Below are 22886 nucleotides of genomic sequence, written 5' to 3'. Positions count from 1 at the left end.
GTTCCTGGCGTAGTCGTTCCTGGCGTAGTCGTTCCTGGCGTAGTTGTTCCTGGCGTAGTTGTTCCCGGTTCTTGGTCTACTTGTTCTGGTTTTCCAGTATGCCCATAACCATAGCCATTTCCCTGACCTTTTCCGTTACCTTCACCTCTTGTTATATGGCCAGTTCCCACACCATTTCCCTTTTTATCATCTGGATTATCAGAATTCTCAAAATGTCCTTCTCCATTACTTCCTATATTCGTTCCTTTATCAGTACCCAATTTTTTTTGTTTTTCTTGTGAATCATTATCTTCTTTATCATCTGTCACAATATTTTCTTTATTATTGTCTTGTTTATTTTTGTCTACACTTTGTTGTACTTTTTCTTTATTGTTTCCGTTTCCATTTCCATTATTTGCAAATGTAATATCCGTTCCTACTGTCCATAGTGTTACTGTCAGAATTAATAAGTAAGCTAAACTTTTCATCTTCTTCATAATACCCCTCCATCTTTAAACTACGTTACATACGCTTGTTAGATGGTAGCTGGACAATCATGACTTAATTTGAGCAACTAAAAAACCGCCATAAAAAAATATGGCGGCTGGACAATCATTGCTTAAAACTAAGCTTTAGACTCCTTGCTTTGCGTCCTATAGTTTCCCATAGTTTGCCTTTTTCATTAAATAGGATTAAATAACTATTTTATTACGTAGTATTAACTAGTTACGAAATCTATAAATAAATTTTATATTAAAAGGTTTCAAAAGTAAATAACAATTTTATTTTATTATAAATTTAAAACAAAAAAACTGCTCCAAATTGGAGCAGCTTAACGATTAAAATTTAATTTATAATTATATTTGTATTTGTATTTAGTATGATTTGGCAGTTTTAAAATTTATTTTCTAAACTTAAATCCTACACTAATTAAGCTTAATCCTAAAGCATATAGAAGTTCTGGTGCAAATCCACCTGTTTTAGGAAGTTCTGGTGCTGCAAGTGGTAATTCTTCTTCTATTATCTCTTCTTCAGGTTCTGGTGCTCCAAGTGGAACTTCTTCTTCTACTATTTCTTCAGGAGTATCTATAGAAGTTACAGTTGCTACGAATACATCAGGTTCTCCTGGTAATGCTAAAGGAGTCTCTTCTTCTTCAATTACTACTACATCGTCATCATCGTCGTCATCTTCAGGAACTGTTGGTTCTTCAGGTTCCTCAGGATTTTCTGGGTCTTCAGGATCTTCTGGGTCCTCAGGATCTTCTGGGTCCTCAGGATCTTCTGGGTCCTCAGGATCTTCTGGGTCCTCAGGATCTTCTGGGTCCTCAGGATCTTCTGGGTCTTCAGGATCTTCTGGATCCTCAGGGTCTTCTGGATCCTCAGGGTCTTCTGGATCCTCAGGGTCTTCTGGATCCTCAGGGTCTTCTGGATCCTCAGGGTCTTCTGGATCCTCAGGGTCTTCTGGATCCTCAGGGTCTTCTGGATCCTCAGGGTCTTCAGGTATCACTAATCCAAATAAGAAAGAGAAGTGGCTAATAGCAGCGATACTATCATTCTTATTTACTGCTGGATGCAATCCACTATCAGAGCTGATTGTAGGATCATAAACATATAGATAACCTTTAGCTCCGTCTTCTCCTTGTCCACCTTTTACATATACTTTATATACTGTTACATTTGATGAGCTTGTTTCCCAAGATAGATACTTCGCATCTTCACTTACAAACCACTTAATAAATTCTTCATTATCTAATGAAATAGTTCCACTACCTCTTGGAGAATCATCAACTTTTTCAGTTTCATATCCAGTTTCTTCAAGCTTAAAATTAGCTTCATCTATTGGTTGCTGAGCTGCTGGTCCTGAATACTGAACATCTACATCAAGGATTTCTGGAGCTTTCATTAAAGACATTGGTACTTCTTCATTTTCAATAATTTCTTCAATCTCTTCATCAATAACTTCTTCTACTATTTCTTCAATAGGTTCTTCCTCAATAACTTCCTCCACTATTTCTTCCTCGATTTCTTCTTCTATTACTTCCTCTTCTTCAATAGGTTCTTCTTCTATTACTTCTTCATTCTCTGGCTCTAAATTATTTTCCGGTTGTTCTTCGTTTTGTTCCTCATCAACTACTTCTTGTTCTTCTTGCTGAATTTCAGGGGGTATTTCACTATCTGCGAATACTCGTTGAGCGTTAAATGACCAACCTAAAAATGCTAATACCATGATAATTGCTAAGAATCTTCTGTTTTTTCTCATTTTTGACACCTCCATCCATTAAACTTAAAAACCAAGTTTTGGATGGCAACGGGACAATCATAACTAATCTTAACTCAAAAAGCCGCCATATAAAAAAATATGGCGGCTGGACTATCATAACTGAGTTAGTATTCAGTCTTAGACTCCTCGCTTTGCGTCCTACAGTTTCCTGTAGTTTGCCTTTTTCATACAAATTGGGAAATTCTAACTAAAGGAGTGCGAATATATTACTAATTCTAGTTAATTTAAATATACCCTGAAAGAGTGTATTAAAACATAAAATACAACATTATTTTACGTTAAATTATAAACAAATTAAAACTCTAAGCTTTTTTATAGCATTTCTTTTTAATTCTTTTGCATAGACATAGGAAACATCGAGTTCCTGAGCCACATTTTTTAGTAAACTCTTATCCATAATGTGCCTTTCAACTACATATCTTTCTTTATACGAAAGACCCTTTAATAAATCTTCTAGTTCGATATCGAAGTAGCCAGATTCATAATCTAATTCCATAAAGGTCTCATCGTATTCTACTAAATCCGCTACCTTAGCTTGTTTTCTTTTCTCATCATAGTAATAACATCCTAGCATTCTTTTCATATATCCCATAAATAATATATTTCTTTCCAGTTCATAATTATCAATTAATTCAATAGTCCTAACATATCCTAGCTGGAGTAAATCTTCATCTACATATCCAAAATAGTGTCTTATTTTTTTCTTAATCAGAGGAGTAATGTAAGCTAAAAGCTGCCTTAGATATTCTTGTTTATCCCAAGTAGCAGTAGCTTCCTTATAGCCTATAAGCGCTTGTTCTATATCTTCGTAAGTATTTGTCTCCATTTCCTTACCTCCTATCTCTGTATAGCTACCGAACATATGTTCTGTTTCTACTATACAATATGCATTTATTTTTGAAAAGGTAGGAAAAAAGTTCAAAAAAATATCCTATATCATTAGCATCTTATCTACATATTGTGTAGATAAGATGCTAATAATCCAGGATATAAAAATACTTAACTATTAAATTCGTATAACAATTTTTAGCCTAAGAAGCATTTATAAAAAATAACTTCTTTAAATTATAAGCCACGATTACCTTCCTTCATACATTTTGCTGTAATAGTTTCTGTATTCTGAAGAAATAATCTTTTCTATCCATCTAGGATTGTCTAAATACCATTTTATCGTTAGCTTTATACCTTCATCAAAAGTGTATTTAGGTTCCCACCCTAGCTGCGTACTTATTTTTGTATTGTCTATTGCATATCTTCTATCGTGTCCTAATCTATCTTTTACATGAGTAATTAAAGTTTCATCTTTTCCTAGCTCATTTAAAATCAATTTTACTATATCCAAATTTTGTTTTTCATTATTCCCACCAATATTATAAACTTCTCCAGGCTTTCCTTTATGAAGCACCGAGTCAATAGCACTGCAGTGATCCTCAACATAAAGCCAGTCTCTAACTTGTTTCCCATCTCCGTAAACAGGAAGAGGTTTATCATTTATCGCATTATTTATCATTAGAGGAATTAATTTTTCAGGAAATTGATATGGTCCGTAATTATTAGAGCACCTTGTAATATTAACAGGAAGTCCATAGGTTTCACTATATGCTCTTACTATCATATCAGCTGAAGCTTTGGAAGCCGAATAGGGACTGTTTGGATTTAGGCATGTTGTTTCTTTAAAAAGTCCCGTTTCACCTAAAGAGCCATAAACCTCATCTGTCGATACCTGAACAAATTTAACGCCCTTTTTATACTCTTTGCAGTACTTATCAAATAAATCTATTTTCCAAAAATCCTTAGCAATATCAAGTAGTGCCTGAGTTCCCATTATATTTGTTCTAAGAAAAACTTCAGGGTCTTCTATGCTTCTATCAACATGGGATTCTGCCGCAAAATTAACCACCATATCTATGTCAAATCTTCTAAAAATACTTTCTACTAGCTCTCTATTACAAATATCTCCCTTAATATGCTTGTACCTAGCATCTCCCTCTATATCTTCTAGATTCTCTAGATTTCCTGCATAAGTAAGCAAGTCTAAGTTTACTATTCTGTAGTCGTGATGCTTTAGCATATACTTTATAAAGTTTGAGCCAATAAATCCCGCTCCACCTGTTACTAGTAAGTTCACACTTATCTCTCCTAACCTAAATCGTTTTTAAGTAAATCCTCGTAGGACTCTCTTTGCACTATCAGTCTGTCTTCTTTATCATGAATCATAACCACTGCAGGCTTTGCAAGCTTATTATAATTGCTCGACATACTATAGTTATATGCTCCAGTTCCCATAACTGCTAGTATGTCTCCTCTTTCTACTTTAGGAAGATTAATATCCCAAATTAATATATCTCCGCTTTCACAGCACTTTCCAGCAACTGTTACTAGCTCAGTATCTTCATCATACATTTTATTTGCTATGCAAGCACTGTATTTGGCTTGATAAAGTGCTGGTCTTGGATTATCTGCCATACCTCCGTCTATGCATATATATTTCCTAACTGACTCAATATTTTTTACACTACCTACAGTATAAAGAGTAATTCCTGCTTCAGCTACTATATATCTTCCTGGCTCTATAAAAATATTCGGTCTTGTTATTTCATATTTATCAGCTAAAGCTAGTACTTCTTCCATAATTGCATCTGTAAAATATTCCAGTGGCATAGGTTCATCTTCAGCCGTATATCTTACTCCGAATCCTCCCCCGACATTTAAATCCTCTATTTCATAATCATACTTGTCTTTTATTTCTTTAATAAGCTCCATAGCTTTTTTTGTTGACTCTACATGAGCCTCATTGTCAAAAAGCTGTGAGCCAACATGAAAATGGAAGCCTTTAAAATCAATGTGTTCTGATTTAATAGCTAGTTCTATAGCTTCATCTAAGTCTTTGCTAGCAAAAGAAAGTCCAAATTTTGAATCTAGCTGTCCTGTACTTATATATTTATGAGTATGTGCCTCCACATTTGGAGAAATTCTAAGTAAGATTTTTGTAGTAAATCTTTCTCCTGCAAGCTCTATTAATAGCTTTAGCTCACTTATTCCATCTACTACTATTCTTCCTATTCCTCTTTCTAATGCAAATTCCAATTCATCTTTTGATTTGTTGTTTCCATGAAACATTATTTTATCTGGATTTATTCCGGCATCTAATGCCGTATATAGCTCTCCATAAGATACTACATCTATACCCATTTCTGATTTTTTAATTATTTTAGCCATTGCTTTAGTCAAAAAAGCCTTACTAGCATAATATGCATATGTACGAGGGTATTTATCTAAAAAATTCACCTTAATATAATCTATTTTTTCTTCTATTATATCCTGACTCATAACATAAAGCGGTGTAGAATATTTTTGCGCTAGATATACACTGTCAACTGAACAAAACTCAAAATTCTCTTGCATAGTTCCCCCTCCTTAGTTTTATATACGACTGATTACTTAATTTTATATATTATACCTTTTTATCTTCAATTATTATAGCATTTTATCTATCATAGGATTAAAATAGTGTAAAAGGAGGTTGTGATAATGAAAAAGATTGCAATTGCATTATTTTTATCAGCTATATTAGGCACATCCGTATTAGCTGGATGTTCACCTAAGGAAGAAACTCCAGCCCCAGATACGACACAAGAGGAAGCTGCTCCAGAGGCTGAACAACCAGCAGCTGAAGAAGAATTTGCTGACCTAGCAGAATTATTCAAAAAAGGAGAAAATGCATTTAAAGATGGCATTTACTATGCACAGACCTTTACAATGACAGACCAACAAAGTCAGATGAAAACTTGGCATAAAGGAGATAAAGTGAAAAGCAGTATAGTTGCTGATGGCGACGAAATGATTAACATAATAGATTCAAAAACAGGTGAATTCGTCACATATAGCGCATCTGAAAAAACTGGAATGAGATTCAAAGCAGATTCTGGCGACTCAGCGTTTATGCCTGATACCAGCATGACTGATATTGCCTCAGTAGATGAGCAAGTCGATACTGCCACCTTTGAGGTAGTAGGGGATGAGAAAATACTAGGCGAGGATTGCGCAGTTATTTTATCAAAAGACAAAGCTACAAATGAAGAAGTTAAGCTTTGGGTTAGCAAAAAATATGGCATAACTATGAAAATGGTAAGCAAAGGCGTGGATGGTAGCGAGATGACTATTGAAGTCACTGAGCTAAAGGTTGGGGATATTAACGACTCAGAATTCGAAGTTCCTTCTGATGTTGTAATCGAAGAATTTTAAATCTGAAAAAATTACTTGAATATAATTTTTATTAAAGTGACTTTAGGGTAAATATATTATGAACCGTCTATTATTGCAATCAAAAATTGCTAATGGTTCATGCTTACCTTGTTATCTTTATAATAAGGAAGTTATTTTACAATAGGAGGATTGATTATATGATGAAAAAAGTTTCTGCGTTCGCTTTAGCTTCACTAATTATCGTGACACCAATTTTTTCAAATGCTCTTACAAAAGACCCCGATGCAGGAGAACTTGCTTATAAGCATGTTGTTGAGCTTTCAGACGAAATAGGTGATAGAACTCAAGCAACAAATGGAGAATACGATGCTAAAGACTATATTGAAGATGTATTTATGGATTTGGGCTATGATACTAAGCTCCAAAGCTTTGAAATTCAAAGAACAAAAGACGATAAACCGTATGATACTGTAACATCATATAATGTTATTGCAGTAAAACCAGGTGAATCTAAAAGAGAAATCATCATAGGAGCTCACTACGATTCAAAAAACAATACTGGAAAAGGTGCTGACGATAATGCTTCTGGAGTGGCTGTAATGCTTGAAACTGCTGAAAAAATATCAGACCTTAAAACTCCTTATACTGTTAGATTTATTGCTTTTGGTGCTGAAGAAAGCTTCAAAAATAGCGATAATGTTAAAAATGGTGGATTAAATGGCTCCTCATACTATGCCGAAAACATGACACAAGCTGAAGTAAATAATACTGTAGCTATGATCAACTTAGATTCTCTGCTTGCTGGAGACTTCATGTATGTTTATGGTGATTTAGGCAAAAAAGGTTTTGTAAGAGAACAAGCCTTAGCAATTGCAAAAGAGCTTGGACTTGACTTAGAAACAAACCCTGGACACAATAAAGACTATCCAGCTGGTACAACTGGAGACTGGAGTGACCATGCTCCTTTTGTTGAAAGAGGAATTCCTTATGGATACTTCGAAGCTACAAACTGGCATTTAGGTGATATGGATGGATATACTCAAACTGAAAAACACGGTGAAATTTGGCATACTGAAAATGATAATCTAGATTTCCTAGAAAGAGAGTTTCCAGGTAGAGTTGAAGAAAGATTAATGACTTTCTCAAATACACTTACTGAGCTAGTACTCAACTTTAATCCAGCAGAATATAATTCTGTAAAAATTAAAATAGATAAAGACGAAATCAAGAATAATGGAAAACCTGAAAAAGCAGCTAAAAAACCATTTATAAAAGAAGGTAGAGCTTTAGTTTCACTTGATGTTATAGAAAAAGCTATGAAGCTAGAGGTTTCAGTTTCAAATAACGAAAAAGAACTCACTCTCAGCAAAAATGGAAAAACTGTAGTATTCGATTTAGATACAGAGAAAACCTATGACAAAGATTCGAAAGCAGTGATTACTGAAGATGGTGATATCTTTGTAGCTGTAAATGAAATTGCTAAGGTTTTAAATGGCAATGTGAAATGGGATGCTAAAGACAAATCAGTGGAAATAGTTTACTAGGTAAATAAAAATTTTAAGTACTTCAATTAAAAGAGCTTGCGAATTCGCAAGCTCTTTTTCACTATAATTAAACTTTCATAAGAATCTGTATTTCTCAAATCTATTCTAGTTTTCTATCTGAATATATTCTTAATGCTCTTCATTTTTTCTTTCTTCAATAATTTTCTGTGCTAACTGGCTAGGAACTTCATCGTATCTTTCAAATTCCATCTCAAAATAACCTTTTCCTTGAGTCATAGCCTTTAGGTCAATAGCGTACTTAAAGGTTTCTGATTGTGGAGCTTCTGCCATAATTAATTGTTTCGTCCCTTTGAAAGGCTCCATACCAAGTACCTTACCACGTTTCTTGTTGATATCTCCCATGATATCTCCCATAAATTCTTCAGGAACTACAATCTTAAGCTTCATTACTGGCTCTAGAAGTACTGGTTTAGCTTCTTCCATACCTTTTTTAAATGCCATATTAGCAGCTAGCTTAAAAGCCATCTCGGATGAATCAACATCATGGTATGAGCCATCATAAAGTACAGCCTTGATGTTTGTAACTGGGAATCCTGCTAGTATTCCTTTTTCCATAGACTCTTTAAGTCCTTTTTCTACAGCTGGAATATAGGATTTTGGTACAGAACCTCCAAATATTTCCTCTGCAAACTCAAATGGCTCTGATGATGGAGCAAATCTAATTTTAACATCTCCATACTGCCCATGCCCACCACTTTGTTTTTTGTGCTTGCCTTGGACATCGGACTTGCCCTTTATAGTCTCTCTATAAGGAACCTTTAAATCAAGTAGCTTAACCTCTACACCAAATTTATCTTTTAATTTATCCTTTAATGAGTTAACGTGAATCTCACCTTGTACACCTAGAACAGTTTGCTTAGTCTCAGCATTTCTCTCCCATGTAAATGAAGGATCCTCTTCCATCAATCTTTGTAGTCCTGAAGAGATTTTTTCTTCGTCTCCTTTATTAGTCGGCTCTACTGCAACAAGCATCTGAGGTTTTGGGAATACCAAATCATCATAGCTCTCGTGTCCTGATTTTGAAGATAGAGTTTCACCTGTGGAGCTATCTTGAAGCTTTGTAAAAGCAACGATATCCCCAGCTCTTGCTTCGGACATTTCTTTATATTCTCCATTAACTAAGGTAAATACCTTAGGAATTCTCTCTTTATGGCCTTTCTTAACATTATAAAGCTCAGATTCTGGCTTTAAATGTCCTTCGTGAATTTTAACAAAAGATATCTTTCCAACAAATGGGTCAACTATAGTTTTAAAAATTTGACCTGCAAACACATCGGATTCTTTTATATCTTTTTCATCTAGTGGTGATGGAAGATAATCCCATATCATATCTAGTAGAGTATGAACTCCGATATTTTTAGCTGTTGAGCCGCAAAGTACAGGAATTACATCTCCTTCTAATACACCTTTTCTAAGTCCTTTGTGTATCTCTTCAGTTGTAAATTCCTCACCAGCAAAATATTTTTCCATAAGTGCTTCATCGGATTCAGCAACTGATTCCATAAGCATTTCTCTTACTGGAGCTATTATATCGTCCATATCAGTTGGCATATCAACTGTAACACACTCTTTACCATTATATTCTCTTGCAAACATATCAACTACATTTATAAATCCCTTAAACGCTTCTGCTTTACCCCAAGGTACATGAAATGGAGCAATCTTTTTGCCATAACGTTCTCTTAATTGGTCTAAAATCTTGTCGTAATCGGATTTTTCACTATCGATTTTATTTACAAAAATAAAACGTGGAGTTTGATACTCATCTGTAATTTCTAAAGCCTTATCGGTTCCAACTTGTAAATCTGTGGTTCCATCTACTACTATAATTGTGCCTGAAGCTGCTGCCATAGCAGACACAACCTCTCCATCAAAATCAAAATAACCAGGAGTATCTAAAAAATTGTACTTGTGATCATTCCACTCTAGTGAGTGTAGATTCATAGAAGAAGTTAGCTTGGCTTCATCAGTTGGTTTAGAAATCCTATTTGTAAGCTTGACAGTATAGTGAACTGCCTCCATCAAATTTGATTTCCCTGACCCACTATGTCCAAGGATTGCAATGTTTCTGATCTTGTCACTCTCGTAAACCCTCATAATACATTCTCCCCTCTTTATGATTAAATCTGCCCATTGACAGAATATTTAATCATTTTGCGTTAAATTTTTTAAAATTCAAACAATTTTACTTCTTGAAGATAATTATATCCATATATTGCTATAAAATCAACAACTTTGCAAAAAAGTAGGACCCTCGGGGAAAGGGTCCTAAATGGGGGGTTATTTTATGGGCTAGATAACATCATCATCAAGATTTGTTATCTTATTTTAATATATACCATTTTAGTATTAATTGAAACACTTTTTTTAAAAATTACATAAAAAATTCATTTTTATAATCTCATGGATTTAATAATGCTTATTTGTTATAATAAACTTACTTAATAATAAAAATATTCTAAATTATATGCATTTCGTATTATATTACATATTACAAAGGAGAGATAAAATGATTTCTAACAAAATGCAGTCACTCGTTGCAAATAGCTCTGTAATTCGTGCTATGTTTGATGAAGGAAAACGATTGTCAAAAATTTATGGTGAGGAAAATGTTTTTGATTTCAGCTTAGGAAATCCTAATGTAGAGCCTCCAGAAGTTATAAAAGAATCTATAAAAGATATATTAGACAATGAAGTAGCTACATATGTTCATGGCTATATGAACAACTCAGGCTTTGAAGATGTAAGAACTACAATTGCTGAGCATGAATCAAAAAAACACGGTATGAACATCAGCTTTGAAAGCATTGTAATGACAGTTGGTGCAGCTGGAGGACTAAATATAATTTTTAAAACTCTTCTAAACCCTGGCGATGAAGTAATTACATTTGCTCCATTTTTTGGAGAATATAGAGCATATTCAGCTAACTACGATGCAAATCTAGTTGTAGTTGAGCCTGATATAGATACCTTTGAGCCTAATATCGAAGCTCTTAAATCTGCTATTACACCAAAAACTAAAATAGTTATAGTAAACTCACCAAACAACCCTACTGGAGTAATTTATTCTGATGCGGCTCTTACAAAGCTTGCCGAAGTGCTTAAGCAAAAAGAAGAAGAACTTGGCATTGATATTTTCCTAATATCAGATGAGCCATACAGAGAAATCGTATATGATAATGCTGAGGTTCCATGTCTTCTAAAATACTATAAAAATACCATCATAGGTTACTCATATAGCAAATCTTTATCACTTCCTGGCGAGCGTATAGGCTATCTAGTAGTTCATCCTGAGATTGCTGATTTTGGTGATGTTATGGGTTCTCTAAACGTTGCTAACCGTATTCTTGGCTTTGTAAATGCACCATCACTTTTCCAAAGAGTAGTTGCAAAGAACTTAAATGCCGAGGTAGATGTTAATGTATACAAGAAAAATAGAGATGCCCTTTACAATCACCTAGTAAGTATAGGTTTTGAATGTGTAAAGCCGCAGGGTGCATTTTATTTGTTCCCAAGATCTCCTATTGCTGATGATAAAAAATTCTGTGAAGATGCTAAGCAGTTTAATCTTCTTTTAGTTCCAGGCTCCGCATTTGGATGTCCAGGACATTTTAGATTATCTTATTGTATATCTTATGAAAAAATAATAAATTCTCTACCAGCATTTGATAAACTAATCGCATTATATAAATAATCTCCATAAAAATAAGACCTCTGCTATTAAGGTCTTATTTTTTATTTGAACTTATTATAAAGAAGGTTTGTAAGTTAATACTGGCTTTCTTGCTGCCAGTGCCTCATCTATTCGACCAGCTGGTGAATGATGAGGTGCTGCTTTAAATATCTCTGGATTTTCTTTTGCTTCTTTAGCAATTTGCTTCATGGCATTTATAAACTCATCCATAGTTTGCTTGCTTTCTGTTTCTGTAGGCTCTATCATTATTGCACTGTCTACTATTAGAGGGAAGTATACTGTAGGCGGATGGAAGCCATAGTCAATAATTCTCTTTGCAATTTCTAAAGTAGTAATCCCTGTTGATTTATCTTTGATTCCAGCAAAAATAGCTTCATGCTTGCAAAGCTTATCTACAGCTAGCTGATAATCATCTTTTAGCATTTGTCTCATATAATTTGCATTAATCACTGCGTTTTCTGATACAGCTCTTAGCCCATCTGCTCCCATACTCAGGATATATACATAAGCTCTAAGAAGAATACCAAAATTCCCATAAAAGCTTTTAATCGATCCTATGCTGTCTTTTTTGTCATAGTTTAAAATATACTTATCGTCTACCTTTTCAACTTTTGGAACTGGCAAGAATTCAGCAAGATGTTTTTTTACTCCCACTGGTCCACTTCCTGGTCCCCCACTTCCATGAGGCGTAGAAAATGTTTTGTGAAGATTAAGATGGCACACATCAAAGCCCATATCTCCAGGTCTTACTATCCCCATTATAGCATTCATGTTTGCTCCATCGTAGTATAGTAGTCCTCCTGATGCATGCACTAGAGAAGCCACTTCTTCTATTTGAGTTTCAAAGAAACCAAGTGTGCTTGGATTAGTAAGCATAAAGCCAGCTATCTCATCACTTAGTACAGCTTTTAATTTTTCTATATCTATACTGCCATCTGCATTTGTTTCTAGCTCTATAACTTCAAATCCAGCAACATTAGCGCTTGCAGGATTAGTGCCATGAGCAGAGTCAGGAACTATTATTTTAGTTCTTTTTTCGTCGCCTCTATGCATATGGTAGGCTTTTATAAGCATAAGCCCTGTCCATTCTCCATGAGCTCCAGCAGCTGGCTGAAGAGTAAATTCATCCATTCCAGTTATTTCAGATAGCATATTTGCTAGGTTGTACATTATTTTTAGCTCTCCCTGAACCGTTTCTACTGGAGAAAGTGGATGTACCCCTGAAAATTTTTCGTTTGCTGCTATTTCTTCATTAATTTTAGGGTTGTACTTCATGGTGCAAGAGCCAAGTGGATAGAATCCAGCATCCAAACTGTAATTTTTCTTTGATAAATTAGTATAGTGCCTCACAGCATCGAGCTGACTTACTTCTGGAAGATTGGCTGATTTTTCTCTTAAATACTCTTTCGGAATGAGAGAATCTTCAAAAGCAAAATCTATATCAAGCTCAGGAAAATCAATAGCTTTTCTTCCATGAGCAGATAGTTCAAATATCATTTTATCGTAGCTCATCTTACACCTCCTATTACACTTACTAATTTATCGATTTCTTCCTTAGTTCTTTTTTCAGTTACTGCTATCAAGATAGCATTTTCAAGCCCATAATCTGTACTCGAAAGACTATATCCACCTAAAATTCCAGCTTCAAGTAAAGCCTGAAGTACTTTTTCTGAAGAAGCTTTAGTTTTTATTGCAAACTCCTTAAATATAGGTCCTTCAAAAAGAGCCTGCACATTATCTAGCTTTTGTAGCTCCTTATAAGCATAGTTTGCTTTATTAAGGCAGGAATTTGCTACTTCCTTAATACCTTCTTTTCCTACTACAGCCAAATACATCCCTGCTCTTATAGCATTTAGAGTCTGATCGGAGCAGATATTGGACGTTGCATCTTGCCTTCTTATATGCTGCTCTCTAGCTTGAAGTGTGAGTACAAAAGCACGGTTTCCATTTGAATCTACGCTTTGTCCCACTATTCTTCCAGGCATCTTGCGAAGCAGTTTATCCTTTACATTTATAAATCCAAGAGTAGGCCCTCCAAAATTAAGTGGAAGCCCTAGAGCTTGTCCGTCTCCGAGTGCCATATCTGCACCTAGCTCACCTGGCGATTTAAGAAGCCCAAGAGCAATAGGGTCTGTATATAGCATCATCAAAGATTTATTTTCATGAATTATAGGTTCATACTTACTTATATCTTCAATTATTCCGAAAAAATTCGGATATTGAAGCAGTACTCCTGCAGTGTCTTTGTCTAGCTTGGATTTTAAGTCATCAATATCAGTTTGACCCTCTATGGATGAAACTTCTACTACATCCATATTTCTATATTGGAAATAGGTTTTTAGCACAGCTCTAGTTTCAGGAGATACTGTGTTTGAAACTAGCACTTTTTTTCTCCTTGTACTTACACAGGCAAGTACACTAGCCTCTGCTGCTGCAGTTGCTCCATCGTAAAGAGAAATATTAGATACATCCATTCCAGTAAGCTCACATATCATGCTCTGATATTCAAAAGCTGCTTGAAGTGAGCCTTGACTTATCTCAGGCTGATAAGGGGTGTATGAAGTAAAAAATTCTGCTCTTGATATTAGCTGAGGAATTACTGAAGGAATATAGTGGTCATAGATACCAGCTCCTAAGAAACACACCTTATCCTCTATGCTTGTATTCTTTGAAGCCAGGTCCTTAAAATGCTTTCTGATTTCAAATTCTGATAGCGAATCCGAAAGATTTAGTTTCCTTGAAAGCTTTAAGCTAGCTGGAATATCTTCAAAGAGCTCATCTGTAGATTTAACTCCTATGGTATCTAGCATAGCTTTTATTTCTTGCTCGGTATTAGGAAGATATGGATGCATTTATTATGCCTCCTTTTCATACATAGCAATATATTCGCTCTCACTCACAAGCTCATAACTTTCTATACTATTCTCTAATTCTACTGCCATAATCCAAGTATTATTTGCATCTTGGTTTATTTTTTCTGGCTCGTCACTTAGTGCTTCATTTACTTCTACTACCTTTCCATCTACTGGCATAAAAATATCAGAAGCTGCTTTTACAGATTCAACCACGCTAAATACATCTCCCAAGCTAAATTCGCTGTCTACTTCAGGTAGCTCAACATATACAATTTCTCCAAGAGCCTTCTGTGCATAATCAGTTATTCCTATATAAGCTACATTTCCTTCTACCTTTATCCACTCATGATCCTTTGTAAAATACACCTTGCTAGTTGACATATTAACATCTCCTCACATAATAAATTCAAATTAAATACATATTTCTTAAATCAATCCTTATTTTAATTAAGAAGCTGATTAAATTTTTACGTCTTATTAATAAAAATGTCTAAAATTATATCTATTTTTTATAAAAGCTTCTACTTACTATCTTAGCAGGCACCTTTTTATTTCTAATATCTATATAAATCTCATTGCCTAGTGCTGCATACTGGGCATCAATTAATGCAAGACCTATGCTTTTTTGAAGAGTAGGTGACTGATAGCCTGTAGTAACTATTCCTATTTTGTCATTTTCTGAGTATACCTCATAGCCATGTCTAGAAATTCTCTTGTCCAAAAGCTCAAATCCGACTATCTTTCTTTTTAAGCCTCCTGATTTTTGAGCACTTAGAGCTTCTTTTCCTATAAAATCGTCTTTATCAAGCTTTACAAAATATCCATAGCCGGCTTCTATAGGTGTAATTTCATCTGAAAGCTCGTTACCATATAGCGGAAGATTAGCTTCAAATCTTAGAGTATCTCTAGCTCCTAGTCCTATCGGAATAATGTCTTCTTCTGGGCTTTCTTCTAGAATTAGCTTCCATAGCTTCACAGAATCTTTAGCTTCACAGTAAATTTCAAACCCATCCTCTCCTGTGTAGCCTGTTCTAGAAACTATAGTATTAATACCTTTTATATCAACATTTCTAAGAGCATAAAAAAACTTAATCTCGCTTAAATCAGTTTCAGTAAATTTTTGAAGTATAGCTTCTGCCTTTGGCCCTTGAATAGCGACCTGTCCTATACTATCTGATACATTGTTAATATCTACCTCATATCCAGTAGCATGATTTACTATCCATTCGTAGTCTTTAGAAATATTGCCAGCGTTCACTACTAGCATAAAATCATCCCGAGAAAATTTATAAACTAAAATATCGTCTACAACAGTTCCATTTTCATAACACATAAAGCTATATAGAATTTGATTATCCTCTAATTTACTTATATCATTAGTACAGATTTTCTGGCAAAACTCCTCTGCATCTTTACCTTTTACTTCTATTTCGCCCATATGAGACACATCAAATATTCCAGCAGAGGTTCTTACCATTTTGTGTTCCTCAGTAATCCCTTTAAATTCTATGGGCATCTCCCAGCCTGCAAATGGTACAATTTTAGGGTCATAATTGCCATACACCTCAAATAGTGGTGTTCTTTTAAGTCTTTCAGTCACAAATTTTCCCTCCTCATTCTATTAATAACCTGCATCAAAAATTTGCCCAATAAAAAAGAGAATATAAAGACGCTAAAAAAGCATCTCCATATTCTCTGTTTTTTTCACCTGAGAGATTCTATCACATAATATCAGCGATATTGCTCCTACGGATATCCTATAACGGGATATTTCCAGAGTTCCATCAGTTACCGGTCCTGTTGCCTGAAAGCTTCTACATATAGGCTGGATGAGCATATATTATTTCTTCTTCGGCTCTCATAAGAGATCTCCCGATAACCTCAATTGGTAAATATTATCTTTATGGAATCGTATTATACTCTGGTTTTAAAAAATTTGCAAGCCATTTTAAAAATTTTCTGATTATAACTATCCAAGTAAATGTGAAAGAATAGCAAATACACAATTATCTTAATTTTTATCCTTTTAATATATGATATGGTATAAATTTAGTGTCATTCACCTCTTTATTGTGTATAAAAATTATCAAACACTCTCTACTTTCGAAGACTCCATAAGTTAGATTTTCCTTAGCTGTTTCTAGCTTACTTGCGTACTCTTGAGCTGATTTATAAAGATGATATGCAACTAGCTCCGGGTGGGTTCTAAAAAGGTATTCTTTAGCCTCTTTAAGACAGGCGTGCGGACCATATTGTCCTGTGATTACTATATCGTACTTTTCTATAGCCTCATCAGCAATCTTATTCATATTAATCATAATTTTTCCTCCCGAAATTGTTATTTTTTTATCTATTTATATATATTATACCCCTATTTTAAAATTTAATCGATATATTTTTAACAATTTTGCAAACTTAATCTTTCTTACAATTCTGTTATATTAGTTCAAAAATATTTTTTGTAAATATATTAACTTTTTTTAGTAAATATATTTACTATTTTATCGATTAGGATTATAATACTCTTCGTAGTTTAATTTCGCTTTAATACATTTAATAAAAGGAGAGTTCAATAATGACTAAACAATTTACACTTACGAGAAAGCTACTTGTATTCTTTATAATTTCGTTGCTATTATTATCCTCTGTGCTTACTGGATGCACTACTTCATCAGCCGAGGATTTAAACCTTCTTCAAGGAAATCTCGAAGCTGAGGATGTGGATATAAACACAAAAATTCCAGGCAAGATACTTACAATTGAGGTCGAAGAAGGACAATATATAGAAAAGGATGATGTAATTGCAACTATAGATGCTAAGGATTTAGCTGCAAAGCGAGAAGGCTTAGTTGCTCAGGCTAACGCAGCTCTTGCTGCAGTTGATATTGCAAAAGCTCAACAACAAGCTGCCGAGGGGCAGTTAGAAGCTGCTAAAGCTCTTTTATCAAAAGCCCAAAATGGAGCAAGAAGCGAAGATATTCAAAAAGCTCAAGCAAATTATGACATTATGAAAAAAAGTTATGATAGGATTCTTGCTCTATATGAAGAAGGAGCAGTTGCTTTAGCCCAGCTAGATGAAATAGAAACCAAGCTCAAGGTAGCTGAGCAAGATTTAAGCATTGCAAAAAGTGGAGCAAGAGCTGAAGATATAGAAGCTGCAAAAGGTCAAGTTGCCGCTGCACAAGGTCAAGTAGCCGCTGCTGCTGGAAGCGTTATTGCTGCAAATGAAAAATATACTCAGGCAGCTGCAGGAATTACTGAAGTAGATACTTATATAACAGATGCTGCAATTAGAAGCCCTCTTTCTGGCTATGTAACTAGTCTAAACTGCTCTGCGGGAGAAATGCTTTCAACTGGTATGAACCTAGCAACTATAACAAATCTAGACAAAATAACTTTAACAGTTAATGCCGATGAAACTCTCCTTCCAAAATTCAAGGAAAACCAAGCAGTGAAAGTTTCAGTCCTTAGCTACAAGGATGAGGAGTTTAATGGAAAAATAGTGCAGATTAATAAAAAACCAGATTTCGCAATCAAAAAAGCCAGCAATGAAAATGGAGATTTTGATTTAATAACCTATGGAATAAAAATAGAAATTGAAAATAAGGACCAAAAATTAAGACCTGGTATGACAGCATTTATAAACATTGAAGAATAGAAGGGTTTCGTATGAATATAAACTTTAAAAAATATATAGCTCCCTTGATACTCATACTTATCTTTCCAAATCTAGTAAACATTCTCACTTGTTACTCTATGAAGGAAAAACAGCTGAGGTATATTCCAAGCGCTGTATATCTTGGAGATAACACAAGTATGACAAGGGATATAGTAAGAAATCTTAAAAGCAGTGAAACATTTGATGTGCAGTATATAGTAGACGACCCAAATGAAGTTGAAGTTTTGATGAGAGATGGAAAAATTCTATTTGGATTAATCATCCCTCAAAACTTTACTAATGATATCAAAAACTTCAAATCTCCTAAGCTTACTACTGTAATAGATGGAACTCAGTTATCCCCAGCTTCCTTTACGAAAATAGCTTCATCTGAGCTACTTATGACTATAAAAGCTGGAGCAATGATGAGTACCTATCAAGGAAAGCTCAGTATGTCAGAAACTGAGGCTCTAAACACTGCCATGCCTATTAACATAGTAAATAGATTAATAGGTAATCCAACCAGAAATTATATTAATTTCTTACTCCCAGGGATGATGCTAGCAATAGTACAGGTTGCTGTAGCAATGAATGCAGCTTCTTCTAAAATTGTAAAAAAATCATCTGGAATTATTGATTTTTTCAAAAATGTAATGAAAAATTTAATAGACTATGGAATTTTGGGAATAGTTTCAGCAGTTTTAATATTAGCACTTCAGCATTATATTTTTGATGTTTCAATAAAGGCTTCTTACACTAGCATTTTATTATTACTTATAGTTTTTATGCTAGCAGTAGTATCTATGAGCCTTCTTATAGCTAGTATTTTTTCAAAAAAACAAGTATTTGCAACTCAAGTAGCTGCAGTGTGGTTCATCCCTAGCTCTATACTTTCGGGCTACTCATGGCCACTTATCTCCATGCCAGATTTTTTTAGGCAGATAAGTAGCTTTATGCCCTACACTTATTTTGTAAGCACCCTTAGAAATCTTATGCTAAAAGGACATTCCTATGATTATAAGACTAATATCGCTATGCTTCTTATATTAACTCTAGGCTCCTTAATTCTTAGCTTAGTTAGCTTTGTAATCAGAAAACAAATACTAAAAAGAAATATAACATTAAAATCTCTGTCAGGAAGGAAGGTTTTGCATGACTAATTTTATAAGCGAATTAAAAAAGTTTTTCACTGTACCTAAAAACCTTCTGTTCATGATAGGAATACCCATGATTTTTACAGTTTTCTTTGGAAATGTATATAGAAATGACTATCTAAATACTATCCCTATCACAGTTTACGATATGGATAACAGCTCTCTTTCACGCTCATTAGTTGAGGAATTTGATAAAAATCCTCGTTATACCGTCGACTTTTATTCGGAAAATCTAGATGAAGTAAAGCAAGCTGTGGAATCAACTCAGGTTTATATGGGAGTTGTTATTCCTTCAGATTTTGAAAAGGATGTCAAATCCAAAAAAAGTTCTAAAGTGGCTTTGATAGTAGATGCAACTAATATGGCAGTTGCAAACAATGCCCTTGCTTCTGCTACTGAGATAATAAGCACTGTAAACGCTGGTGTGAATCTTCAGTTCCTAGAAGGAAAAAATGTTCCCCCATCGCTTTCAAAACGTTACGTAAATATATTTGAAATGAATAATAGAACACTTTGGGATCCCAAGTTATCCTATAAATATTATGTAATGCCTGGTATGATTTTAGTTCTTGTTCAGCAACTATTTCTATCTATATTTGTCGTAAATGTAATAGAAGATAAGACCAATATATTTTATAAAATTTTAATCCACACTATAATATCCTCGCTTACATTCTTGATATGTACCAGCTTGCTCAAGTATGTGCTTGGAATAAATATAATAGGAAATATGCTCACATCTACTTTTCTATCTTTTATGTATCTGATATCATTAAGTAGCATAGCTTTAGTTCTTGCTCTTTCTATTTCCAGTCCATTAAGAGCTACTCAGCTTTGCATGCTATTATCGGTACCTAGCTTTTTAACTGCAGGCTATGTATGGCCAGTTATGAAAATGCCTCAGCTTAGTGTCTATATTATCAAGGCACTATGGCCTCTTATTTATATGATAGCTCCACTTAGAGACTATCTAATCAAAGGCGCACTACCTTATTATTTTAAATCAAATATGCTTCAAATGACTGTATTTGCTTGTATATGGTTTTTTATAGCTTTTTTAATTTCGAAAAAATCTAGGCCCTGCTTAGATGAGGAGGATTAACTATCATGTTCCAAGATTATGATTTTCAAGGATATATAGATGCTTACTCATTTATAGAGTTTTCATCAGGCCAGACTATAATAAATATATTAAAAACTGAACGAATCATGAGAATGGTATATGATAGATTATTTGAAAAATACAATATATCTGAGCCAAAATTCTTTGTTATTCTACTTCTTAGCATACATGAAGCAGACGGCATGCCTCTTATAGAGCTTGGTAAAAATATGATGGTAAGCCGTGCAAACATGACCACCTTAATCGACCGTATGATAAAGGAAAATTTAGTTGAAAAACGAAAAAACGCAAATGATAAACGCTCTATAAAGGCTCATCTTACCCCAAAGGGAAGACAGCTTTTTGATGAGATAAAAGACCTTCATATGGAGTTCAGTCAGCGTATGACCAAAGCTCTCACCGAAGAAGAAAGAGCTACTCTAAATAATATCTTAAAGAAGCTTCAAGAAGATATCGTTCAAGATTTTTCAAAAACAAAATAATGGATGGATATTGTAATACAAAAAGACCCTTGATTTGATATACTATCTCAAAAGTAAAAATGTAATTAAAAGTACATTATTCACTTTGAGATATCATATCGCTTTAGGGTCTTTTTTCTTTGTAATATTGTTAATATCGGTAATATTATATTTTATAATCCTATGGAGATATCTTTTCAATTACGCAGTAGGTTATATCGTCGTCTTGTCCAGAGTTATTAATATTTTGAACTATTTGTGATTTTAATTTGTTGTTTAGAATAAACGATGGGCTAACTCCTATGCTGTCAATATATGCTAGCAAGCTATCTGCCCCCCAGAAATCTCCATCCTGCCTTCTCATTTCAGTAAGTCCATCTGTATGAATAAGCAATTTTTCTCCAAACTTAAGCTCTATCTCATAATCCTCGAAATTTGGTTCAAACACGTCTCCTAGCTTACATATAGGAAATCCACTTTCTATCTCCAAGAACCTCGGTTTTGAATCTTGAGAAATAAGTATTGGATTACAGTTTAGTCCAGCTGAAGACAAAATAACTTTATTATCATTTTTATTGTACATTCCATATAGCATAACTATATGTATCTCATCAGGAAAGTTTGACTTATTAAACAAGCTATAAAAATGATTAAGCACAGCTGCAGGCGAAAAAATAGAAGCCTCTTTATAGTTTATTCTCATGCTCTCACCTATGCTTTGAGCAGCAAATACTCCTAGCATAGCGGCTGCAACTCCGTGTCCTGAGACATCCATAATGTAAAATCCAATATTTTCGTCATCTATGCTGAAATAATTTACATAATCACCACTGAGTTCTTCACATGGAAAAATTTCAAAATTAAATCTCAAATCATTAATAACTAAATCTTTCCTTGGAAACATAGCTTTTTGGATTTCACTGGTAGATGCCAAATCATCCTTAATCTTTGTGTTTATAAATTCAAGCTCTTTGTTTTGTTTATATATTTTTGCAGTTTGCTCTTCCATAGCTATTGTCATATCGTTTATGTCTAAAGTAAGCATTTCCTTTTGCTCGAAAATCTGCTGGTAGGGTCTACGCACATTTTTTACAAATACTGCCCTAAAAATATACCCATAGGAAAGTATCTTAAAAATATGCCCTGTTATATTTAGAGTATCGTAAACGTTGACATAGAGCATAAAGCAAACCTCTGCAAACAGACCTAGCATAAGACCTGATAGCATGTAAATATTTGCAGTAGTGTACTTACCTTCAGAACGATTTACATAAGCAAATATATCAATAATAAATATTGTCGTAATTACATATTCCCATATTACTTTGGTATTTGTTAATCCCTTTCCTTTTATAATAAGAGGTGGCATCTGCTCTACATAGGTTATGCTTAGCAAAAACACAACTCCTACTACTAAAATCCCTAAAATTATTGAATATCCTTTTTTAATAGAAGAAAGAGCATCTTTTTTAGTGGTATAAGCTATAAAAAGTCCTATTCCTAATATAAATCGTGAGAAAATCCAAAAATATGTAGGTGTTTGAATATTTTCTGGAAACAAGCTATACATTCCGTTGTAAGTCAGCATGTGGAATATATCTAGTAGTCCTGTTATAAAAAAAGTATTCGCTAAAATTAGTGAATACCTTCTATAAAAAATATCATATGTAAAAAAGAGCACAACAAATATAGAAAATGAAATAAGAGCACTCGCTATTTCAGTAAAAACATGAAACATAAGATAACTGTCCTGAGATATCTTAATTTCCACAAATCTGTTTATAAAAATACTAAATAAGAAAATAACTACGCTACTTGCGACAACTGTAGATAAATAGCGAATTGTCTTTTCTGATTTATCATTAGAAGCAACTTGGCTTTGCATAAGTAGCCCTCACTTTATACGTAAT

The 22886-nt window shown here is 34.0% G+C and carries 19 protein-coding genes and 3 riboswitches; of the genes, 7 read left to right on the top strand and 12 right to left on the bottom strand.

Translation table 11 applies throughout. The features are described 5' to 3' along the window. The 5 genes from B5X47_RS06020 to lysA form a co-directional block, all read right to left on the bottom strand. Positions 1–476, bottom strand: a 476-nt coding sequence (locus B5X47_RS06020) for a hypothetical protein (protein ID WP_330395739.1), incomplete at its 3' end; no start/stop codon positions are given. A gap of 99 nt (positions 477–575) precedes the next feature. Next, positions 576–664, bottom strand: a riboswitch (cyclic di-GMP riboswitch). Positions 665–880: 216 nt separating this feature from the next. Continuing rightward, positions 881–2239 (bottom strand): hypothetical protein, encoded by a 1359-nt coding sequence (locus tag B5X47_RS13945; RefSeq protein ID WP_242951008.1) that lies wholly within the window; start codon positions 2237–2239, stop codon positions 881–883. Positions 2240–2337: 98 nt separating this feature from the next. Next, positions 2338–2430: riboswitch (cyclic di-GMP riboswitch) on the bottom strand. Positions 2431–2543: 113 nt separating this feature from the next. Then, positions 2544–3086, bottom strand: coding sequence for a sigma-70 family RNA polymerase sigma factor (locus B5X47_RS06010; RefSeq protein WP_143215770.1), 543 nt, complete (start codon positions 3084–3086; stop codon positions 2544–2546). A gap of 252 nt (positions 3087–3338) precedes the next feature. Continuing rightward, complete coding sequence (gene rfbB, locus B5X47_RS06005; RefSeq protein WP_079589281.1) at positions 3339–4388, bottom strand: dTDP-glucose 4,6-dehydratase; 1050 nt, start codon at positions 4386–4388, stop codon at positions 3339–3341. Positions 4389–4399: 11 nt separating this feature from the next. Next, the gene (lysA, locus tag B5X47_RS06000; protein ID WP_079589280.1) at positions 4400–5665 is read right to left on the bottom strand and encodes a diaminopimelate decarboxylase; all 1266 of its coding nucleotides are present in this window, start codon (positions 5663–5665) and stop codon (positions 4400–4402) included. A gap of 126 nt (positions 5666–5791) precedes the next feature. Between lysA and B5X47_RS05995 the strand changes: the two genes are divergently transcribed. Both B5X47_RS05995 and B5X47_RS05990 read left to right on the top strand, forming a co-directional pair. After that, entirely contained in the window at positions 5792–6505 is a 714-nt protein-coding gene (locus tag B5X47_RS05995; RefSeq protein WP_079589279.1) for a DUF4412 domain-containing protein, read from the top strand. A 158-nt stretch (positions 6506–6663) separates the two neighbouring features. Beyond that, entirely contained in the window at positions 6664–8010 is a 1347-nt protein-coding gene (locus B5X47_RS05990) for a M20/M25/M40 family metallo-hydrolase (protein WP_079589278.1), read from the top strand. A gap of 129 nt (positions 8011–8139) precedes the next feature. Here B5X47_RS05990 and B5X47_RS05985 read toward each other — a convergent pair whose 3' ends face one another. Beyond that, complete coding sequence (locus B5X47_RS05985; protein ID WP_079589277.1) at positions 8140–10128, bottom strand: elongation factor G; 1989 nt, start codon at positions 10126–10128, stop codon at positions 8140–8142. Between the two features lie 412 nt (positions 10129–10540). On the opposite strand from B5X47_RS05985, the gene B5X47_RS05980 reads away from it, so the two are divergent. Continuing rightward, positions 10541–11725, top strand: a complete 1185-nt coding sequence (locus B5X47_RS05980; RefSeq protein ID WP_079589276.1) for a pyridoxal phosphate-dependent aminotransferase — start codon at positions 10541–10543, stop codon at positions 11723–11725. A 54-nt stretch (positions 11726–11779) separates the two neighbouring features. On the opposite strand, the gene gcvPB is transcribed toward B5X47_RS05980, so the two are convergent. The 5 genes from gcvPB to B5X47_RS05955 all read right to left on the bottom strand — a co-directional run bounded on the left by gcvPB (position 11780) and on the right by B5X47_RS05955 (position 16898). Further along, positions 11780–13237: an aminomethyl-transferring glycine dehydrogenase subunit GcvPB gene (gene gcvPB, locus B5X47_RS05975; RefSeq protein WP_079589275.1), complete on the bottom strand. Its 1458-nt coding sequence runs from the start codon at positions 13235–13237 to the stop codon at positions 11780–11782. Beyond that, a complete protein-coding gene (gene gcvPA / locus B5X47_RS05970) occupies positions 13234–14577 on the bottom strand; it encodes an aminomethyl-transferring glycine dehydrogenase subunit GcvPA (RefSeq protein ID WP_079589274.1) in 1344 nt (447 codons plus the stop codon). Before gcvPA ends, gcvPB begins: the two co-directional genes overlap by 4 nt. Positions 14578–14580: 3 nt before the next feature. Further along, entirely contained in the window at positions 14581–14961 is a 381-nt protein-coding gene (gene gcvH, locus B5X47_RS05965; protein WP_079589273.1) for a glycine cleavage system protein GcvH, read from the bottom strand. A 121-nt stretch (positions 14962–15082) separates the two neighbouring features. Then, a complete protein-coding gene (gcvT, locus tag B5X47_RS05960) occupies positions 15083–16180 on the bottom strand; it encodes a glycine cleavage system aminomethyltransferase GcvT (RefSeq protein ID WP_079589272.1) in 1098 nt (365 codons plus the stop codon). A 182-nt stretch (positions 16181–16362) separates the two neighbouring features. Continuing rightward, positions 16363–16465, bottom strand: a riboswitch (glycine riboswitch). Between the two features lie 133 nt (positions 16466–16598). Further along, complete coding sequence (locus B5X47_RS05955) at positions 16599–16898, bottom strand: hypothetical protein (RefSeq protein ID WP_013360647.1); 300 nt, start codon at positions 16896–16898, stop codon at positions 16599–16601. Positions 16899–17155: 257 nt separating this feature from the next. On the opposite strand from B5X47_RS05955, the gene B5X47_RS05950 reads away from it, so the two are divergent. The 4 genes from B5X47_RS05950 to B5X47_RS05935 are packed head-to-tail and all read left to right on the top strand — an operon-like array spanning position 17156 to position 20997. After that, positions 17156–18238: an HlyD family secretion protein gene (locus B5X47_RS05950; RefSeq protein ID WP_079589271.1), complete on the top strand. Its 1083-nt coding sequence runs from the start codon at positions 17156–17158 to the stop codon at positions 18236–18238. Positions 18239–18249: 11 nt separating this feature from the next. Further along, positions 18250–19398 (top strand): ABC transporter permease, encoded by a 1149-nt coding sequence (locus tag B5X47_RS05945; RefSeq protein WP_079589270.1) that lies wholly within the window; start codon positions 18250–18252, stop codon positions 19396–19398. Continuing rightward, a complete protein-coding gene (locus B5X47_RS05940) occupies positions 19391–20494 on the top strand; it encodes an ABC transporter permease (RefSeq protein WP_079589269.1) in 1104 nt (367 codons plus the stop codon). Before B5X47_RS05945 ends, B5X47_RS05940 begins: the two co-directional genes overlap by 8 nt. Positions 20495–20499: 5 nt before the next feature. Further along, positions 20500–20997 carry a MarR family winged helix-turn-helix transcriptional regulator gene (locus B5X47_RS05935; protein ID WP_079589268.1) on the top strand — a complete coding sequence of 166 codons (498 nt, stop codon included), beginning with the start codon at positions 20500–20502 and terminating at the stop codon, positions 20995–20997. 160 nt (positions 20998–21157) lie between these two features. Here B5X47_RS05935 and B5X47_RS05930 read toward each other — a convergent pair whose 3' ends face one another. Continuing rightward, positions 21158–22861 carry an MASE3 domain-containing protein gene (locus B5X47_RS05930; RefSeq protein WP_079589267.1) on the bottom strand — a complete coding sequence of 568 codons (1704 nt, stop codon included), beginning with the start codon at positions 22859–22861 and terminating at the stop codon, positions 21158–21160. Between the last annotated feature and the right edge of the window lie 25 nt (positions 22862–22886).

Source organism: Acetoanaerobium noterae, from assembly GCF_900168025.1.
Classification (GTDB): domain Bacteria; phylum Bacillota; class Clostridia; order Peptostreptococcales; family Filifactoraceae; genus Acetoanaerobium; species Acetoanaerobium noterae.
The sequence above is the reverse complement of the archived record's forward strand: the minus strand, read 5'-3'. Positions and strand labels throughout refer to the sequence as shown.

Bases quoted from the DNA above. Each gene is read 5' to 3' on its own strand.
- gcvH (WP_079589273.1), bottom strand. From the start codon at position 14,961: ATGTCAACTAGCAAGGTGTATTTTACAAAGGATCATGAGTGGATAAAG.
- B5X47_RS05945 (WP_079589270.1), top strand. From the start codon at position 18,250: ATGAATATAAACTTTAAAAAATATATAGCTCCCTTGATACTCATACTT.
- B5X47_RS06010 (WP_143215770.1), bottom strand. From the start codon at position 3,086: ATGGAGACAAATACTTACGAAGATATAGAACAAGCGCTTATAGGCTAT.
- B5X47_RS05990 (WP_079589278.1), top strand. From the start codon at position 6,664: ATGATGAAAAAAGTTTCTGCGTTCGCTTTAGCTTCACTAATTATCGTG.
- B5X47_RS05950 (WP_079589271.1), top strand. From the start codon at position 17,156: ATGACTAAACAATTTACACTTACGAGAAAGCTACTTGTATTCTTTATA.
- gcvPA (WP_079589274.1), bottom strand. From the start codon at position 14,577: ATGCATCCATATCTTCCTAATACCGAGCAAGAAATAAAAGCTATGCTA.
- gcvPB (WP_079589275.1), bottom strand. From the start codon at position 13,237: ATGAGCTACGATAAAATGATATTTGAACTATCTGCTCATGGAAGAAAA.
- lysA (WP_079589280.1), bottom strand. From the start codon at position 5,665: ATGCAAGAGAATTTTGAGTTTTGTTCAGTTGACAGTGTATATCTAGCG.
- B5X47_RS13945 (WP_242951008.1), bottom strand. From the start codon at position 2,239: ATGAGAAAAAACAGAAGATTCTTAGCAATTATCATGGTATTAGCATTT.
- B5X47_RS05930 (WP_079589267.1), bottom strand. From the start codon at position 22,861: ATGCAAAGCCAAGTTGCTTCTAATGATAAATCAGAAAAGACAATTCGC.
- B5X47_RS05935 (WP_079589268.1), top strand. From the start codon at position 20,500: ATGTTCCAAGATTATGATTTTCAAGGATATATAGATGCTTACTCATTT.
- B5X47_RS05955 (WP_013360647.1), bottom strand. From the start codon at position 16,898: ATGATTAATATGAATAAGATTGCTGATGAGGCTATAGAAAAGTACGAT.
- B5X47_RS05940 (WP_079589269.1), top strand. From the start codon at position 19,391: ATGACTAATTTTATAAGCGAATTAAAAAAGTTTTTCACTGTACCTAAA.
- B5X47_RS05985 (WP_079589277.1), bottom strand. From the start codon at position 10,128: ATGAGGGTTTACGAGAGTGACAAGATCAGAAACATTGCAATCCTTGGA.
- B5X47_RS05980 (WP_079589276.1), top strand. From the start codon at position 10,541: ATGATTTCTAACAAAATGCAGTCACTCGTTGCAAATAGCTCTGTAATT.
- B5X47_RS05995 (WP_079589279.1), top strand. From the start codon at position 5,792: ATGAAAAAGATTGCAATTGCATTATTTTTATCAGCTATATTAGGCACA.